The sequence below is a fragment of the Microbacterium sp. AR7-10 genome (genome assembly GCF_001878835.1).
Taxonomy (GTDB): Bacteria; Actinomycetota; Actinomycetes; order Actinomycetales; family Microbacteriaceae; genus Microbacterium; species Microbacterium commune.
On the sequence record NZ_MJIR01000056.1, the window covers coordinates 47,762 to 64,342 of the forward strand.

Consider the following 16,581-nt stretch of genomic DNA (forward strand, 5'->3'; position numbering starts at 1 on the left):
GCTCATCCATGTCTCCCGTTCTCCTCATGGTCCTCGGACTGGCGATCTTCGCCGTCGGGTACCTCGTCTATTCGCGCTACCTCGCTCAGCGCGTGTACCGACTCGATGCGTCGTACGAGACCCCCGCGCACGAGCTGAACGACGGCGTCGACTACGTGCCGACGAACAAGTTCATCCTGTGGGGCCACCACTTCACCTCCGTCGCGGGCGCCGCGCCCATCGTCGGTCCTGCGATCGCCGTCATCTGGGGCTGGGTTCCGGCCTTCCTGTGGGTCACCATCGGCACGGTGTTCTTCGCCGGCATGCACGACCTCGGCGCGCTGTGGGCCTCGACTCGCAACAAGGGCCGATCGATCGGCGCCCTGTCGGCGCGGTACATCGGCAAGCGCGGCGCGAGCCTCTTCCTCGTCGTCATCTTCCTGCTGCTGCTGATGGTGATCGCCGCATTCGCCGTCGTGATCAAGAACCTGCTGATCTCGACGCCCAGCGCGGTGATCCCCACCTGGGGAGCGATCCTGGTGGCGCTGCTCGTCGGTGTGGCCGTGTACCGTCTGCGCTGGCCGCTGCTGCCGGTGACCGTCGTCGGCGTCGTCACGCTGTACGCCCTGATCGTGCTGGGCGACCAGGTTCCGGTCGTGCTGCCCGACGACTTCCTCGGGATGGGCCCCGCGACCTTCTGGATCCTCGCGCTGTTCGTCTACGGCGCGATCGCCTCGCTGCTGCCCGTCTGGGTGCTGCTGCAGCCGCGTGACTACATCAACGGCGTGCAGCTCTTCGTCGGACTGATCCTGCTGTTCGGGTCGGTGCTCACCGCGACGCTGTTCTCGGGCACCGCTCCCGAGATCGTCGCCCCGGCGATCAACACCGCCGTCCCGGACGGCACCCCCAGCATGGTGCCCCTGCTGTTCGTCACGATCGCCTGCGGGGCGATCTCCGGCTTCCACGGCATGGTGTCCTCCGGCACGAGCTCCAAGCAGCTCGACAAGGAGACGGATGCCCGCTTCGTCGGCTACTTCGGCGCCGTCGGCGAGGGTCTGCTCTCGCTGGGCACGATCCTCGCCGTGATCGCCGGCTTCCGCACGGTCGCCGAATGGAACGAGGTCTACAGCGCGTTCGGAGCGGGTGGAGTCGGAGCGTTCGTCACCGGGGGCGGGGCGCTCATGCAGGCCGGCATCGGCCTGCCCGCGTCGCTGAGCGCCACGGTGCTGGCCACCATGGCGGTGCTGTTCGCGGCGACGACGATGGACACCGGCATGCGCCTGCTGCGCTTCGTCGTGCAGGAGATCGGCGATGCGGTCAAGGTGCGCGTCACCAAGGTGCCCGCCACGATCGTGGTGGTCGTGGTCGGCCTCGGTCTGACCTTCTCGCAGGGGCTCGGCGGCGACGGCGGGCTGCGCATCTGGCCGCTGTTCGGCACCACCAACCAGCTGATGGCCTCGCTGACGCTGTCGATCATCGCGGTCATGCTCATCCGCAAGCGCCGCAACCCGCTGCCGGCGGTGATCCCGCTGGTGATCGTCTTCGTGCTGTCATTCTGGGCGGCGCTCGAGCAGCTCGCCTCGTTCGCCGACCCCGCGAAGGCCGATTGGCTGCTGTTCGCGCTGGATGTGATCATCATCGCCTCGAGTGTCTGGGTCGCTGTGGAAGCGGTGCTCGCGATGCGTCGCGCGGCACGCGACGAGCCCGAGCACGAAGATGAGGATGCGCAGCTCGAAGCGGTGCGCGAGGAGGTCTGATCGATGGTTCGCACCGAGGCGGCCCGGCGCCTGCGCGGGCGCTGGGCCGCCTTGCGGCGCGGGATGGCGGAGTACTACGCCGGTCCGTACCGCCAGATGCTCGCTCGCGAGCAGCGCGATGAAGACGACCTGTTCGCTCTGGTCGTGCTCGGCGAGGCGCTGGGCGTGCCCGACCCGGCGGCGTACTACAGCGCCGAGCTCATGCCGCTCGTGGCCGACGACTTCCACCGCTGGCACCGCCGGATGGGCATGCCGCGCTCGCCGCTGGACAGCATGACATGCTGCTAGACGCACTGCGCAGACCGATGCTCTTCGTCGGGGGCAAAGGCGGCGTGGGAAAGACCTCGCTGGCATCCGCTCTCGCCGTCGCCCGCGCACGCGACGGCGAGCGCGTGCTGGTGGTGTCCACCGACCCCGCGCACAACCTCGGCCATCTCTGGCGGCGCGAGGTGGGGGACGCTCCGGTGCGACTGGCCGACTTCGCCCGCGGCTCGCTGGACGGCGTCGAGGTCGATCCGCACGCGACGATCGACCGGCACCTCGACGCCGTCGAGAAGACCATGACCCGCATGCTTCCTGAGCGGCAGCATCGCGCCGCCCGAGAGCATCTGGAGCGGGCGCGGCACGCGCCCGGCAGCCATGAGTCAGCGGTGCTGGAGCGCATCGCCGAACTCGCCGAAGCGGGGCAGCGCGACTACGACGCCGTCATCTTCGACACCGCGCCCTCCGGGCACACTCTGCGGCTGCTGGCGCTGCCGGGTCAGCTCGCCGGCTGGACCGAGACCCTGCTGCGCAACCGCGACCGCTCGGAGCGCTTCTCGGCCGCGATGCGCGGGCTCGCCGGAACCGCCGACCCGCAGGCGGAGGCACAGGCCGATCTCCGCCGCGCGCTGCAGCGTCGCCGCGACCGGTTCAGCGGCATGCAGCAGGCCATCGCCGATCCCGCGCGCACCGGCTTCGTGGTCGTGTTCACGGCGGAGGCGCTGCCGGTGGCGGAGACCCTGGAAGTCGTGCAGAGCCTGCGGAGCATGGGCGTCACGGTCGCCGGCCTGGTGGCCAATCGGCGCTCGCCCGCCGACGGCGGCGAGGTGCTGGCCGCGCGTCGCACCGTCGAGGACGCACACCTGCAGCACGTGCGCGACGCCGTGCCGGATGCCCCGGTGCTCGAGATCCCCCTCGTGCCGGGGGAGCTGACCGGACCGGAGGCGCTGACCACGCTCGCCGGACTGCTGGAGTGCGCCGCCGTCGGATGATCGAGGCCGGACGCAGGAGTCCTTGTGGCCGGACGTCTGTCGGACATATCCTCCCCGCATGGCGCCGCGGGGCCACGTCGAGGACGGGGGCGAGATGAGTGAGGACGCGAGGACCGGGCTCGTCGAGTGGATGCGGCGTCGCCGTCAGCCGCTCGGCGCGGTGGGAGCGGTCATCGCCGCCGGGATGAGCGCCCTGTGGGTCGTCGTCGTGCCGGACCGTGTCGACACGGTGACGGGCGTGCAGGAGGTCGTGATCCGGTGGGGGCACCCGGTGTGCTGGGCTCTGCTCGCGATCGTCGGCGTCCTCATCGCCGTCGCCGCACCGAAGCGCATCCGCGACGTGGTCGCGGTGCTGGCGGCCGGCAGCTACGCGGCCTTCGTGATCGCGATGCTCTGGCCGTGAGTCGTGCTGCGCTCGCCGGGAAGACGCGTAGAATGGACGCACAAGCAATGATCCGGCCATCACCGGGGAGCTCTCGGAAGAACCCTTCGCCTCGGCGCAGGAACTAGACCCGAGCGGGGCAGGCCCGTCATCGCCGCAGTGAGAGCGGCTTCGCGAGAAGCACGCAGGGTGGTACCGCGGTCCGTGAACGCACGGGTCGTCCCTGCAGCAGCATCCGCCCACGACCACTGCGAGCGCACATGACCTATCCTCAGCCATTCCGGTTCCTGAGCAGCGGCGAAGCCGACAGTCGAAGGGTCGGACCCGCCGCCGACTCCGTCGTCCCCAGCCCGCGGTTCCCCGAGATCGAGACCGAGGTGCTCGACTTCTGGAAGTCGGACGACACCTTCCGGGCATCGATCGCGCAGCGCGAGGGTGCCGACGAGTGGGTCTTCTACGACGGGCCCCCGTTCGCGAACGGCCTGCCGCACTACGGGCACCTGCTCACCGGCTACGCGAAGGACGTCTTCCCGCGCTTCCAGACGATGCTCGGCAAGAAGGTCGACCGCGTCTTCGGCTGGGACACGCACGGCCTGCCCGCCGAGCTCGAGGCGATGAAGCAGCTCGGCATCACGGAGAAGAGCGAGATCGAGCAGATGGGCATCGACGTCTTCAACGCGAAGGCGCGCGACTCGGTGCTCACCTACACGCGCGAGTGGCAGGACTACGTGACCCGCCAGGCCCGCTGGGTCGACTTCGAGCGCGGGTACAAGACGCTCGACCTCGGCTACATGGAGAGCGTGCTCTGGGCGTTCAAGACGCTGTACGACAAGGGCCTCGCGTATGAGGGCTACCGGGTGCTGCCCTACTGCTGGCGCGATGAGACTCCGCTGTCGGCGCACGAGCTGCGCATGGACGACGACGTGTACAAGGACCGTCAGGACCCGTCGGTCACCGTGACCTTCCCCCTGGTCGGCGCCAAGGCCGAGACGCTCGGCCTGACCGCCGTGCGCGCGCTGGCCTGGACGACCACGCCGTGGACGCTGCCCACCAACCTCGCCCTCGTCGTCGGCCCCGAGATCGAGTACGTGGTGCTGCCAGGCGGGCCGAACGGCGCCGCCGACATCGTGCCGGGGGACGACCCGGCCGAGAGCGACGCGCACCGCTACCTGCTCGCCCGCGATCTGCTGGGCGGCTACGCCAAGGACCTCGGCTACGAGTCCGCCGACGACGCGTTCGCCGCGGTGCAGCAGACCGTGCTCGGCGCCGAGCTCGAGGACGTCGCGTACGACCGGCTGTTCGACTACTACGCGGATGCCGAGACCTGGGGCACCGAGAACGCCTGGCGCATCCTCGTCGACGACTACGTCACCACCACCGATGGCACGGGCATCGTGCATCAGGCACCCGCCTACGGTGAGGACGACCAGCGCGTGACCAACGCCGCGGGCATCCCGACGATCATCTCGCTCGACGACGGCGGACGCTTCCTCCCGTCGGTCACCGACGTGGCCGGTCAGCTGTGGATGGACGCCAACACGCCGCTGATCCGTCTGCTGCGCGCCGGCGGGCGGATGCTGCGCGAGCAGAGCTACGTGCACTCCTACCCGCACTGCTGGCGCTGCCGGAACCCCCTCATCTACAAGGCCGTCTCGAGCTGGTTCATCCGGGTCACCGACATCAAGGACGACCTGCTCGCGAACAACGAGCAGATCACCTGGGTGCCCGAGAACGTCAAGCACGGCCAGTTCGGCAAGTGGCTCGAGGGCGCGCGCGACTGGTCGATCAGCCGCAACCGCTACTGGGGCTCGCCGATCCCGATCTGGAAGAGCGACGACCCCGAGTACCCCCGGGTCGACGCGTACGGATCGCTCGAGGAGCTCGAGCGCGACTTCGGCACGCTGCCGCGCAACCCCGAGGGGGAGGTCGACCTGCACCGGCCGTACATCGACGACCTCACGCGCCCGAACCCGGACGACCCGACCGGCAAGAGCACGATGCGTCGCATCGAGGACGTGTTCGACGTGTGGTTCGACTCCGGATCCATGCCCTACGCGCAGGTGCACTACCCGTTCGAGAACCAGGAGTGGTTCGACTCGCACGCGCCGGCGGACTTCATCGTGGAGTACATCGGACAGACCCGCGGCTGGTTCTACGTGATGCACGTGCTCTCGACCGCCCTGTTCGACCGGCCGGCGTTCACGGGCGTCAGCTGCCACGGCATCGTCCTCGGCAGCGACGGCTACAAGATGTCGAAGTCGCTGCGCAACTATCCCGATGTCAGCGAGGTGCTCGACCGCGACGGGTCGGATGCCATGCGCTGGTTCCTCATGTCGAGCTCGGTGCTGCGCGGCGGCAACCTCGCCGTCACCGAGGAGGGCATCCGCTCGGGCGTCCGCGAGTTCCTGCTGCCGCTGTGGAACTCGTGGTACTTCTTCGCGACCTATGCGAACGCTTCGACAGGCTCAGCGGGGGCCGCTTCGACAGGCTCAGCGGGGGCCGCCGGCGGCGGCTACGAGGCCACCTGGCGCACCGACAGCACCGACGTGCTCGACCGCTACATCCTGGCGCGCCTGGGCGACCTCGTGCGCGAGGTGCGCATCGACCTCGAGGGGCTCGACTCGACCACCGCATCCGCCCGGCTGCGCGACTTCGCCGAGGTGCTCACCAACTGGTACATCCGTCGCTCGCGCGACCGGTTCTGGGAGGGCGTCACTGACGACCCGAAGAGCCGCGAGGCCTTCGACACGCTGTACACGGTGCTCGAGACGCTGTCCCGTGTCGCGGCACCGCTCGTGCCGCTGATCAGCGAGCGGGTCTGGCAGGGACTCACCGGCGGGCGCAGCGTGCACCTGACCGACTGGCCCGACGCCGACGCGTTCCCCGCAGCCGACGACGTGCGCGACGCGATGGATGCCGTCCGCGAGCTCTCCAGCGTCGGCAACGCCCTGCGAAAGAAGGAGAAGCTGCGCGTGCGTCTGCCGCTCGCCCGCCTCACCGTCGTGTCACCGCTGGCCGCCGACCTCGCGCAGTTCGAGGGCATCCTCCGCGAAGAGCTCAACGTCAAGACGGTCGAGCTCGTGCAGCTGGCCCAGAACACGGCATCCGACTACGGCATCAGCCACCGTCTCAGCGTCAACGCCCGCGCCGCGGGACCGCGCCTGGGCAAGGAGGTGCAGAAGGTCATCCGCGCCGCGAAGGAGGGCCTCTGGAGCGAGAAGGGCGGCGTGGTGACCGCTGACGGCATCGCCCTCGAGCCGCACGAGTACGACCTGGTGCTCGAAACTTCAGGGCGCCCGGAAGGCGAGGCCCTCGCCCTGGTGCCCGGCGGCGGGTTCATGCTGCTCGACACCGTGACCACGCCGGAACTCGAGGCCGAGGGGATGGCGCGGGATGCGATCCGCGTCGTGCAGGAGGCTCGCAAGAACGCCGGTCTCGACGTGAGCGATCGCATCGTGCTGGCTCTGAACGTCTCCGCGGCGGACGCGGAGGCTCTCCGCCGGCACGCCGACCTGATCGCGGGCGAGACGCTCGCGGTGGGATTCGCGGTGCAGCCCACAGACGAGATCGAGCAGGTGGTCGAGAGCTTGGGCAGTCCCGGTGACGGCGTGTTCCGCACCAGCGCCAAGGCGCTGGGATCGCAGAAGGCGACGATCATCGTCACGATCGATTCGAACGTCCCCCAGGAGGCAGCGCGGTGAGCGACGTGCAGAGAGCCGACATCGTCTACGAGAAGCTGCTCGAGCGAGCAGGGGAGCGGTGGGTGCAGCCGCGCAAGGAGCGGGTCGCCCGCATCCTGACCCTGCTCGACGACCCGCAGCGCACCTACCGCGTCGTGCACATCACCGGCACGAACGGCAAGACATCGACCGCACGCATGATCGAGAGCCTGCTGCGTTCGCACGGACTGCGCACGGGCCTGTTCACCAGCCCGCACCTGAAGCGCTTCACCGAGCGGATCATCATCGACGGCGAGCCGATCGCCGACGGGGCGATCGCGGATGCCTGGGATGAGATCGAGCCCTTCGTTGGCATCGTCGACGCAGAGCTCGAGACAGCGGGCGATGCGCCGCTGACGTTCTTCGAGCTGCTGACCGTGCTCGCGTTCGTCGCCGCGTCGGACGCGCCCGTCGACGTGCTCGTGCTCGAAGTGGGCATGGGCGGGTCGTGGGACTCCACCAACACCGCCGACGGCGATGTCGCGGTCTTCGCGCCGATCGACATGGATCACGCCGACCGTCTCGGCGACACCATCGAGGCCATCGCCGAGGTGAAGGCCGGCATCATCAAGGACGGCGCCGCCGTCGTGTCGGCAGAGCAGCGACCCGAGGTCGCCGCGGTGCTGCGCCGCGTGGCCTCCGAGAAGGACGCGACGATCGCGTTCGAGGGCGAGGACTTCGGGCTCAGCGACCAGAAGCTCGCGGTGGGCGGCCAGCTGATCGGCATCCGCGGGCTCGCCGGCGAGTACGTCGACGAGTACCTGCCCCTGTACGGCGCGCATCAGGGTCACAACGCCGCTCTCGCCGTCGCCGCGGTCGAATCGCTGATCGGCGGTGCGTCGCAGCGGATCGTCGGCGACATCCTCGCCGACGGACTGCAGAACGCGACGTCTCCGGGACGTCTGCAGCTGGTGGGCATCGCACCGACCGTGGTCGTGGACGCTGCGCACAACCCGCACGGCGCCGCGGCCCTCGCGCGTTCACTCGACGACAGCTTCGACTTCGACGAGTGGGGTCTCGTGCTCGGCGTCTTCGCCGACAAGGACGCGGCCGGCATCATCGATCAGCTGCTCCCGCAGGTCGCCGAGGTGTTCGCGACGGCCCCCGATTCGGATCGGGCTGCGGATGCGGATGCCATCGCCGACCTCGTGGAGGAGCGCGGCCGCCGCGCGAGTGTGCATCCCACCCTCGCCGACGCCGTCGACGCAGCCCGGGAGTGGGCGGCCTCGGCCGACCGTCGCGCCGTCGTCATCGCCGGGTCGATCGTGCTGGCCGGCGAGGCCCTGCTGCTCTCGGAGGAGGAGGACTGGAAGTCGGGGTGGCGCGCATGAGCGCCCGTGTGGCAAGGCATCCCCGTGCTCCGCGCACGCTGGTGCAGAAGCTCGGGTCGATCGTGCTCGGCTTCGAGGCGATCGGCGCCCTGCTCGCCGGACTCGTGATCTTCGGGCTCAAGGCTCTGCCCGCGGGCATTCCGCCGTGGTGGGGGATCGTCGCCGGCGCGGCGGTCGCGATCGCGCTCGTCGCTGTCGCCGGCGCGATCGCGAAGCCGTGGGCGGTCCCCGCCGGATGGGCGCTGCAGGTCGTCATCGCCCTGGGCGCGCTGCTGGTGCCCGCGATCGCGTTCGTCGTGCTGATTTTCGGCGGCATGTGGGCGTATGCGACGATCGGTGGGGCCCGCATCGACCGACAGCGGCCGGCGGGCCCGCCGGCAGAACCTCACACAGAGAGCGAATGACATGGCCACTGAAGAAACCCTCGTCCTCGTCAAGCCCGACGGCGTCGCCCGCGGCCTGACCGGCAGCATCCTCGCCCGCATCGAGGCGAAGGGCTACGCGCTCGTCGACCTGCGCCTGGTCGAGCCCGACCGCGACCGGCTCGCGGCGCACTATGCCGAGCACGAGGGCAAGCCGTTCTACGAGCCCCTGCTCGAGTTCATGATGTCGGGCCCGTCGGTCGCGATCCGGCTCGCCGGCAACCGCGTCATCGAGGGGTTCCGCTCGCTCGCGGGAACCACCGATCCGACGACGGCGGCGCCCGGCACCATCCGCGGTGACTTCGGCCGCGACTGGGGCCTCAAGGTGCAGCAGAACCTCGTGCACGGCTCGGACAGCCCCGAGTCCGCCGCGCGTGAGCTCGGCATCTGGTTCGACTGAACACGGACCGAAGACGAGAAGAGGGACGCCCGATCAGGCGTCCCTCTTCTCGTGGGGTGGTCAGAAGATCATGCCGATGACCTCGCCGAGCAGATCGAGGCCGGCCAGCTGCGCCATCGCGATCACGGTGGCGTAGGCCAGGATCGTCGCCAGCGGCACCCACACCATGAGGCGTCCGGCACGCTCCCGAACGGCCGTGGAGCGGCCGAGCGTGCCGTTGCGCACGAGGTGCAGTGTCGTCGCGAAGAAGGTCGGTATCGTCACCGCCCACGTGGCCATGCACCACGGGCACAGGGTGTGCAGGCTGTAGATGCTCTGGCCGATCAGCCAGCACACGAAGATGAATGCGCCGAGCACGCCGACACCGAACAGACCCCAGAACCAGCGCGGGAAGCGCACGCCCGAGAGCACGGCGACGCCCATCACGAGCACGGCCATCCACGCGGTCACGCCGATCAGGGGGTTGGGGAACCCGAACACGGCACCCTGCCAGGATCCGAGGTTCTTGTCGCACTGCAGCATGACGCTCACGTAGCAGCTCGTCGTCTCGCCCGGATTCTCGAGCACGTAGAACTTCTCGATCGTCAGCTGGAAGGCCGCCCACCAGCCGAGGACCGCGGCGATGATGAGCCAGATTCCGTAGCCGACATGGCGGGTGCGCGCGGTGGTCATGGCGCGATTATCCCAGTGGCGGCTATGCGGCTCGGGTGAATCGCGGCGCGCGAGTCGAACGCTGTTCGGCCGTCGGGCCGCGGTAGTGCGATAATGACTGAAGACGACGTCGCGCTCACGCGTGATGGAATCGACAAGACTTCGGGGTGATGTGCCCCAGGCGGTCGTGCCCGAGAGCCGACCTCCAGCCGATCGAGTTCGCGGCCGCTGTTTCGCCGCACGAGTTTTCGCGGCGCACGCAGTGCCCGCGCAGGGAGCTAGCCAGAGATGGCCGATGAGAACGATGACACCACCACCCCCAGCCTCGACGAGACGCCGGCGCAGCCGGTAGGCGAGGACACCGCGACCGCCGCGACGGATCAGCCCGCCGCCGCGCAGCCGGATGCCGTGGAGCCGGATGCCGCGACGGAACAGTCCGCAGCTGCGCAGCCGGCCGCAGAGCCTGCGGCCGCTTCGCCCACGACGAGCGAGGAGCCCCAACCCGTCACCGCGGTGAGCCTGGGGCTGCTGCCCGAGGTGTTCGTGTCGAAGGTGTCCACGCAGCTGCACTTCTACGCACCCGAGATCGTCCCGCTGCCGGCACACGGCGGACGCGACGACGAGGGCGATGACCGCGACGACCGCGACAGCGCGTTCCGCCGAGGACGTGGCGGACGACGCGGCGAGGGCGACGAGAGCCGTGACGAGCCGCGTCAGCGCCAGCGTCACGTCGAGTACATCACCGAGCCGAAGGCGATCAAGGGCTCGACGCGCCTCGAGGCCAAGAAGCAGCGTCGCCGCGACGGCCGCGACGCCGGTCGTCGTCGCCCTGTGGTGACCGAGGCCGAGTTCCTCGCCCGCCGCGAGTCCGTCGACCGCATGATGGTCGTGCGCTCGAAGAACGGTCGCACGCAGATCGGCGTGCTCGAAGACGAGGTGCTGGTCGAGCACTACGTGGCCCGCAACCAGGACGCGTCGCTGATCGGGAACGTCTACCTCGGCCGCGTGCAGAACGTGCTGCCCAGCATGGAGGCGGCCTTCGTCGACATCGGCCGCGGACGCAACGCGGTGCTGTACTCCGGTGAGGTCGACTGGGACGGCGTCGAGACCGGCAACCAGCCGCGTCGCATCGAGCTGGCGCTCAAGGCGGGCGACCGCGTGCTCGTGCAGGTCACCAAGGATCCGATCGGACACAAGGGCGCCCGGCTCACCAGCCAGATCTCGCTTCCCGGCCGCTACCTCGTGTACGTTCCGGGCGGGTCGATGAACGGCATCTCGCGGAAGCTTCCCGACAACGAGCGCGCTCGTCTCAAGCGCATCCTCAAGGAGGTGCTGCCCGAGTCGTCCGGCGTGATCGTGCGCACGGCGGCCGAGGGCGCCACCGAGGAGCAGCTGACCCGTGACGTGCAGCGGCTCACCGCGCAGTGGGAGCACATCCAGAAGCAGGTGCAGACGCAGCAGGCCCCGGCGCTGCTGCACGCCGAGCCCGACCTGCTGGTCAAGATCGTGCGCGATGTCTTCAACGAGGACTTCACCCGCATGACCATCCAGGGCGACGACGCCCGGCAGACGATCCGCGCGTACCTCGAGAGCGTCGCCCCCGACCTGCTCGAGCGCGTCGAGACCTACACCGACGAGGTCGACCCGTTCGACGCGTACCGCATCACCGAGCAGATCGAGAAGGCTCTCGACCGCAAGGTGTGGCTGCCCTCAGGTGGCTCGCTGGTGATCGACCGGACCGAGGCGATGACGGTCGTCGACGTCAACACCGGCAAGTTCGTCGGCTCCGGCGGAAACCTCGAGGAGACCGTCACCAAGAACAACCTCGAGGCCGCCGAGGAGATCGTGCGCCAGCTGCGCCTGCGCGACATCGGCGGCATCATCGTGGTCGACTTCATCGACATGGTGCTCGAGTCCAATCGCGACCTCGTGCTGCGCCGCCTGGTGGAGTGCCTGAGCCGCGACCGCACGAAGCACCAGGTCGCCGAGGTGACCTCGCTGGGTCTCGTGCAGATGACCCGCAAGAAGCTCGGCCTCGGCCTGCTGGAGACCTTCAGCGAGGCGTGCGACGTCTGCGCGGGGCGCGGCGTGATCGTGCACCACGATCCCGTCGTCAAGCACCGCAGCAGCAACGGCGGCGGGTCGAACGGCGGCGGGCAGAACCGTCGTTCGCGCGGCGGTTCCTCGCAGCAGTCCGCACCGGCAGCCGACAAGCAGCAGTCCGGCAGCGGCGGCACGCACAGCATCACCGAGGTCGCCAAGTCGGCACTCGCCGCGATCGCCGCCTCGACCATCGTCGTGAACGGCGAGGCCGCACCGGATCAGCCCGCAGCAGAGCAGCAGGCGTCGTCCGAGGCCGCTGCGCAGAGCGAGCGTCCGAAGAAGCGCAAGAAGCGCGGTGGCGAGCGCAAGGGCGCTCCGAAGACGCAGACCGAGCAGCTGCTCGACTCGGTGCTCGACGCCCTTCCTGAACCGAAGGCGCCCGGTCAGGGCCGCAACCGGCGTCGGGTCACGACCGCCATGCTGACTCCGAACTCGTCCTCGGACACGTCAGCGCCGGTCTCGGGCTCGGACTCGCAGCCCTGACCGGATGAGCCGCCTGGTGAGCTCCTTGCCGCCCACGTGCACCGCACCGGCGGCGAGGAGTCTCGGCAGCGCGTCCTCCGGGACGTCGTAGTGGTCCAGATCGAAGGCGCGGGGCGGGATGCCGTGCTCCGCCGCGAACGCGTGCAGCTCGGCCAGATCCGCGTCGCTGACGAGGTGCGCCCACAGCCTGCCGTGCGCGGGCCAGATGGCGTCGTCGACGAGAACGGTCATGTCGAGATCCTAGAGGGGACACGCGATCGGGGCCGCTTTGCGGCATCGGCGCTGATCCGGTAAAGTTGTCCTTTGGTGCGAGACCCCTGGCGGCTTTGCCGATCGCAGGAGAAGTCTTGCGTCCGCATCCGTCGCCCCGGCGATGAACGCAAGCAACAGTCTTCCCGTGAGATTCCCGGAGCGATCCGCTCCCCAACGAAACAGGTATGAAGTGGTTTACGCAGTAGTGCGCGCCGGTGGCCGGCAGGAGAAGGTCGAGGTCGGCACGATCGTTCAGCTCGACCGTGTTCAGGCTGCCCAGGGCGAGAACATCGAGCTTCCCGCCGTGCTTCTCGTCGACGGTGCCTCTGTGACCACCGACGCCGACAAGCTGGCGAAGGTCAAGGTCACGGCTGAGGTCATCGGCAACCTCCGCGGCCCGAAGATCGTCATCCAGAAGTTCAAGAACAAGACCGGCTACAAGAAGCGCCAGGGCCACCGTCAGGAGCTCACGCGCGTCAAGATCACCGGCATCAAGTAAGCACGGAAGAGGCTCAGGACATGGCACACAAGAAGGGCGCGAGCTCGACCCGCAACGGTCGTGACTCCAACGCACAGCGACTCGGCGTGAAGCGCTTCGGCGGTCAGACCGTCAGCGCCGGCGAGATCCTCGTCCGTCAGCGCGGCACCCACTTCCACCCCGGCGCGGGCGTCGGCCGTGGCGGCGACGACACGCTGTTCGCTCTCGAGGCGGGCGCCGTCGAGTTCGGCACCAAGGGCGGCCGCAAGGTCGTCAACATCGTCGCAGCCGCTCAGTAAGAGCAGCAGACTTCCTGGACGGGGCGGGCTTCGGCTCGCCCCGTCCTCGTATCCCCGCCCGTCGCCGGGCTCGGGGCCCAGTTCAAGGAGCAGTCACACATGGTCACGTTCGTCGACACCGTCACGCTGCACCTCCGCGCCGGCAGGGGCGGCAACGGCTGCGTCTCGGTGCATCGTGAGAAGTTCAAGCCGCTCGGCGGTCCGGATGGCGGCAAGGGCGGCGACGGAGGAGACATCATCCTCGTCGCCGACCCGCAGGTGACGACGCTGCTGTCGTACCATCATTCGCCGCACCGCACCGGTGGCAACGGCGGCTTCGGCATGGGCGATCACCGCTCGGGGTACGACGGCGAGTCGCTCGAGCTTCCGGTGCCCGTCGGCACCGTGGTGAAGAGCGTCGACGGCGACGTGCTGCACGACATGATCGTCCCCGGCGAGAAGTACGTGGTCGCCGAGGGTGGCCGCGGCGGGCTCGGCAACGCGGCACTCGCCTCACCCAAGCGCAAGGCCCCCGGCTTCGCGCTGCTCGGCACGCCCGGCCAGGAGTGCTCGGTCGTGCTCGAGCTGAAGACCGTCGCCGATGTCGCCCTCGTGGGCTACCCGTCCGCGGGCAAGTCGAGCCTGATCGCCGCACTGTCTGCCGCGCGTCCGAAGATCGCCGACTACCCGTTCACGACACTGCACCCCAACCTCGGAGTGGTGCAGGCCGGTGACAGCAGGTACACCGTCGCCGACGTTCCCGGCCTGATCGAGGGCGCCAGCGAGGGCAAGGGGCTCGGCCTCGAGTTCCTCCGCCACGTCGAGCGCTGCAGCGCCCTGCTGCACGTGCTCGACTGCGCCACCCTCGAGCCGGGTCGCGATCCGCTGTCCGACCTCGACGTCATCCTCGCCGAGCTCGGCGCGTACGAGGTGCCCGAGGGGCAGATCCCTCTGCTGGACCGACCGCAGATCGTGGCCTTGAACAAGGTCGACGTGCCCGAAGCTCGCGAGCTCGCCGAGATGGTGCGCCCCGACATCGAGGCGCGCGGCTTCCGGGTCTTCGAGATCTCGACCGTCGCACGCGAGGGGCTGCGCGCGCTGAGCTTCGCGCTGGCCGAACTCGTCGACCAGCACCGCGCCGAGGTCGCGGTCGAGGTTCCCCGTGAACGCGTCGTCATCCGGCCGAAGGGCGCGAAGGAGGAGTTCTCCATCCGCGTCGAGGGCGGCACCTACGGCAACATCTACCGCGTGCTCGGTGAGAAGCCGGTGCGCTGGGTGCAGCAGACCGACTTCCAGAACGAAGAGGCCGTGGGCTACCTCGGCGACCGTCTCGAGCGTCTCGGCGTCGAGACCGCGCTGTTCAAGGCGGGCGCCGTGGCCAGCGCGACGGTCATGATCGGCACCGGAGAGAACAGCGTCGTCTTCGACTGGGAGCCCTCGATCGCCTCGACGGCGGAGCTGATGGGCTCGCCGCGCGGCACCGACATCCGCATCGGCGGCTCGAACCGCCGCACCACGGCCGAGCGTCGTGAGCAGTACCACGAGATGATGGATGCGCGCGCCGCAGCCCGAGCCGAGCTCGAGGAGAAGCGCCTCGCCTCACGCGAGGACGAGGAATGACCGCGAGCAGCCGCGCTGAGCTGGCGACAGCGAGCCGGATCGTCGTCAAGGTCGGATCCTCATCGATCAGCGGCGAGTCGTCGTGGCGCATCCCGATGATCGTGCAGGCGCTGTCATCGGCGCACCGGCGCGGGGCGGAGATCATCCTCGTCTCATCGGGGGCGATCGCCACGGGCATCCCGTTCCTGGCCCTCGACTCGAGGCCCACCGATCTCGCGACCCAGCAGGCTGCCGCCGCAGTGGGGCAGAACGTCCTCGTCTTCCGGTACCAGGAGGCCCTGCGGCCGTTCAGCATCGTGGCCGGTCAGGTGCTGCTGACGACCGGTGACCTCGAGAACCCGACGTCGCGCAGCAACGCGCGACGAGCGATGGACCGGCTGCTGTCGCTGCGCATCCTGCCGATCGTCAACGAGAACGACACGGTCGCCACGCAGGAGATCCGCTTCGGCGACAACGACCGGCTCGCGGCGCTCGTCGCGCAGCTCGTCGGCGCTGATGCGCTCGTGCTGCTCAGCGACGTCGAGTCGCTGTACACGAAGCCGCCGACGGACCCCACCGCGGTGCCGATCGAGGAGATCCCGGCCGACGCCGATCTCAGCGGTCTCGAATTCGGCGCCTCGGTCGTCAACAGCGTGGGCACCGGGGGAGCGGCGACGAAGGTCTCGGCTGCGCGGATGGCCGCGGCATCCGGCATCGGCGTGCTGGTGACCAGCGCCGACCTGGTCGGCAAGGCCCTCGAGGGTGAGCCGATCGGCACGTGGTTCGCCCCCTCCGTCGGTCGCTGACCCGCCGGCGTCATGGCGGCCCTGGCCGCGCCGGCGCGTCGATACACTGACCGGATGAGCACAACTCCCGTCTTCGATGCCCAGGCGGACACCGCGCAGGCTCGCCTCGTGCGCGCCAAGGAGGCCTCACGGTCGATCGCACGGCTGACCAGCGCCGACAAGGCGCGTCTGCTCGAGACGATCGCCGAGGCGATCGAGTCGAGCACCGCTCGGATCGTCGAGGCCAACGCGCTCGACATCGAGCGGGGGCGGGCGGATGCCATCGGCGAGTCGCTCATCGACAGGCTGCGCCTGGATGAGCGGCGTGTGGCCGCACTGGCATCCGCCGTCCGCGACGTCGCCACCCTGCCCGACCCGATCGGGCAGGTGATCGGCGGGCACCGGATGCCGAACGGCGTCGCCCTCGAGCAGGTGCGGGTTCCGTTCGGGGTCGTCGGAGCGATCTACGAAGCGCGCCCCAACGTGACCGTCGACATCGCCGCCCTCGCCCTGCGCGCGGGCAATGCGGTGGTGCTGCGCGGCGGCAGCGCCGCCCGGGAATCGAACACGGTGCTGGTCGCCGTGATGCGGCAGGCGCTGGCGGATCTCGGGCACGACCCCGAAGCGATCCAGAGCCGCCACGACTTCGGCCGCGACGGCGCGAAGGCGATGATGCACGCGCGCGGTCTGATCGCTGCCTCCTATACCC

General features: G+C 69.5%; 16 protein-coding genes. 14 read left to right on the top strand and 2 right to left on the bottom strand.

The window, feature by feature from the left end:
* Window positions 1–8: 8 nt before the first annotated feature.
* The 8 genes from BFN01_RS07345 to ndk all read left to right on the top strand — a co-directional run bounded on the left by BFN01_RS07345 (window position 9) and on the right by ndk (window position 9,243).
* A complete protein-coding gene (locus BFN01_RS07345) occupies window positions 9–1,736 on the top strand; it encodes a carbon starvation protein A (protein ID WP_071643129.1) in 1,728 nt (575 codons plus the stop codon).
* A 3-nt stretch (window positions 1,737–1,739) separates the two neighbouring features.
* On the top strand, window positions 1,740–2,024 hold the full coding sequence (locus BFN01_RS07350; RefSeq protein ID WP_071643132.1) for a cory-CC-star protein: 285 nt from the start codon (window positions 1,740–1,742) through the stop codon (window positions 2,022–2,024).
* The gene (locus BFN01_RS07355; protein WP_071643134.1) at window positions 2,015–2,989 is read left to right on the top strand and encodes an ArsA family ATPase; all 975 of its coding nucleotides are present in this window, start codon (window positions 2,015–2,017) and stop codon (window positions 2,987–2,989) included. Before BFN01_RS07350 ends, BFN01_RS07355 begins: the two co-directional genes overlap by 10 nt.
* A 58-nt stretch (window positions 2,990–3,047) precedes the next feature.
* Window positions 3,048–3,392, top strand: a complete 345-nt coding sequence (locus BFN01_RS07360; protein WP_083428699.1) for a hypothetical protein — start codon at window positions 3,048–3,050, stop codon at window positions 3,390–3,392.
* 239 nt (window positions 3,393–3,631) lie between these two features.
* A complete protein-coding gene (ileS, locus tag BFN01_RS07365) occupies window positions 3,632–7,072 on the top strand; it encodes an isoleucine--tRNA ligase (protein ID WP_071643136.1) in 3,441 nt (1,146 codons plus the stop codon).
* Window positions 7,069–8,421: a folylpolyglutamate synthase/dihydrofolate synthase family protein gene (locus tag BFN01_RS07370; RefSeq protein ID WP_071643138.1), complete on the top strand. Its 1,353-nt coding sequence runs from the start codon at window positions 7,069–7,071 to the stop codon at window positions 8,419–8,421. Before ileS ends, BFN01_RS07370 begins: the two co-directional genes overlap by 4 nt.
* Entirely contained in the window at window positions 8,418–8,825 is a 408-nt protein-coding gene (locus BFN01_RS07375; RefSeq protein ID WP_256221070.1) for a DUF4233 domain-containing protein, read from the top strand. The genes BFN01_RS07370 and BFN01_RS07375 overlap by 4 nt, the downstream gene beginning before the upstream one ends.
* Before the next feature lies 1 nt (window position 8,826).
* Complete coding sequence (gene ndk, locus BFN01_RS07380) at window positions 8,827–9,243, top strand: nucleoside-diphosphate kinase (RefSeq protein WP_071643142.1); 417 nt, start codon at window positions 8,827–8,829, stop codon at window positions 9,241–9,243.
* A gap of 60 nt (window positions 9,244–9,303) precedes the next feature.
* Here the strand turns inward: ndk and BFN01_RS07385 are convergent, their stop codons facing one another.
* Complete coding sequence (locus BFN01_RS07385; protein WP_071643144.1) at window positions 9,304–9,915, bottom strand: vitamin K epoxide reductase family protein; 612 nt, start codon at window positions 9,913–9,915, stop codon at window positions 9,304–9,306.
* 267 nt (window positions 9,916–10,182) lie between these two features.
* Here BFN01_RS07385 and BFN01_RS07390 point away from each other — a divergent pair, with 267 nt between their 5' ends.
* Entirely contained in the window at window positions 10,183–12,480 is a 2,298-nt protein-coding gene (locus tag BFN01_RS07390) for an Rne/Rng family ribonuclease (RefSeq protein ID WP_071643154.1), read from the top strand.
* On the opposite strand, the gene BFN01_RS07395 is transcribed toward BFN01_RS07390, so the two are convergent.
* Window positions 12,445–12,711, bottom strand: coding sequence for a DUF4031 domain-containing protein (locus BFN01_RS07395; protein ID WP_071643163.1), 267 nt, complete (start codon window positions 12,709–12,711; stop codon window positions 12,445–12,447). The genes BFN01_RS07390 and BFN01_RS07395 overlap by 36 nt on opposite strands.
* A gap of 211 nt (window positions 12,712–12,922) precedes the next feature.
* On the opposite strand from BFN01_RS07395, the gene rplU reads away from it, so the two are divergent.
* The 5 genes from rplU to BFN01_RS07420 all read left to right on the top strand — a co-directional run.
* Window positions 12,923–13,231, top strand: a complete 309-nt coding sequence (gene rplU, locus BFN01_RS07400; protein ID WP_071643172.1) for a 50S ribosomal protein L21 — start codon at window positions 12,923–12,925, stop codon at window positions 13,229–13,231.
* A gap of 20 nt (window positions 13,232–13,251) precedes the next feature.
* The gene (gene rpmA / locus BFN01_RS07405; RefSeq protein WP_071643174.1) at window positions 13,252–13,509 is read left to right on the top strand and encodes a 50S ribosomal protein L27; all 258 of its coding nucleotides are present in this window, start codon (window positions 13,252–13,254) and stop codon (window positions 13,507–13,509) included.
* A 99-nt stretch (window positions 13,510–13,608) separates the two neighbouring features.
* A complete protein-coding gene (gene obgE / locus BFN01_RS07410; protein ID WP_071643176.1) occupies window positions 13,609–15,108 on the top strand; it encodes a GTPase ObgE in 1,500 nt (499 codons plus the stop codon).
* Window positions 15,105–15,893 (top strand): glutamate 5-kinase, encoded by a 789-nt coding sequence (gene proB / locus BFN01_RS07415; RefSeq protein ID WP_071643177.1) that lies wholly within the window; start codon window positions 15,105–15,107, stop codon window positions 15,891–15,893. Before obgE ends, proB begins: the two co-directional genes overlap by 4 nt.
* 54 nt (window positions 15,894–15,947) lie before the next feature.
* The coding region (locus BFN01_RS07420; protein WP_143187195.1) for an aldehyde dehydrogenase family protein at window positions 15,948–16,581 on the top strand (634 nt) is incomplete at its 3' end.

Excerpts from the sequence above, each read along its gene's own strand:
- BFN01_RS07350 (WP_071643132.1), top strand. The coding sequence starts at position 1,740 with ATGGTTCGCACCGAGGCGGCCCGGCGCCTGCGCGGGCGCTGGGCCGCC.
- BFN01_RS07375 (WP_256221070.1), top strand. The coding sequence starts at position 8,418 with ATGAGCGCCCGTGTGGCAAGGCATCCCCGTGCTCCGCGCACGCTGGTG.
- ileS (WP_071643136.1), top strand. The coding sequence starts at position 3,632 with ATGACCTATCCTCAGCCATTCCGGTTCCTGAGCAGCGGCGAAGCCGAC.
- BFN01_RS07390 (WP_071643154.1), top strand. The coding sequence starts at position 10,183 with ATGGCCGATGAGAACGATGACACCACCACCCCCAGCCTCGACGAGACG.
- BFN01_RS07385 (WP_071643144.1), bottom strand. The coding sequence starts at position 9,915 with ATGACCACCGCGCGCACCCGCCATGTCGGCTACGGAATCTGGCTCATC.
- obgE (WP_071643176.1), top strand. The coding sequence starts at position 13,609 with ATGGTCACGTTCGTCGACACCGTCACGCTGCACCTCCGCGCCGGCAGG.
- ndk (WP_071643142.1), top strand. The coding sequence starts at position 8,827 with ATGGCCACTGAAGAAACCCTCGTCCTCGTCAAGCCCGACGGCGTCGCC.
- BFN01_RS07395 (WP_071643163.1), bottom strand. The coding sequence starts at position 12,711 with ATGACCGTTCTCGTCGACGACGCCATCTGGCCCGCGCACGGCAGGCTG.
- BFN01_RS07355 (WP_071643134.1), top strand. The coding sequence starts at position 2,015 with ATGCTGCTAGACGCACTGCGCAGACCGATGCTCTTCGTCGGGGGCAAA.
- proB (WP_071643177.1), top strand. The coding sequence starts at position 15,105 with ATGACCGCGAGCAGCCGCGCTGAGCTGGCGACAGCGAGCCGGATCGTC.
- BFN01_RS07360 (WP_083428699.1), top strand. The coding sequence starts at position 3,048 with ATGGCGCCGCGGGGCCACGTCGAGGACGGGGGCGAGATGAGTGAGGAC.
- BFN01_RS07345 (WP_071643129.1), top strand. The coding sequence starts at position 9 with ATGTCTCCCGTTCTCCTCATGGTCCTCGGACTGGCGATCTTCGCCGTC.
- rpmA (WP_071643174.1), top strand. The coding sequence starts at position 13,252 with ATGGCACACAAGAAGGGCGCGAGCTCGACCCGCAACGGTCGTGACTCC.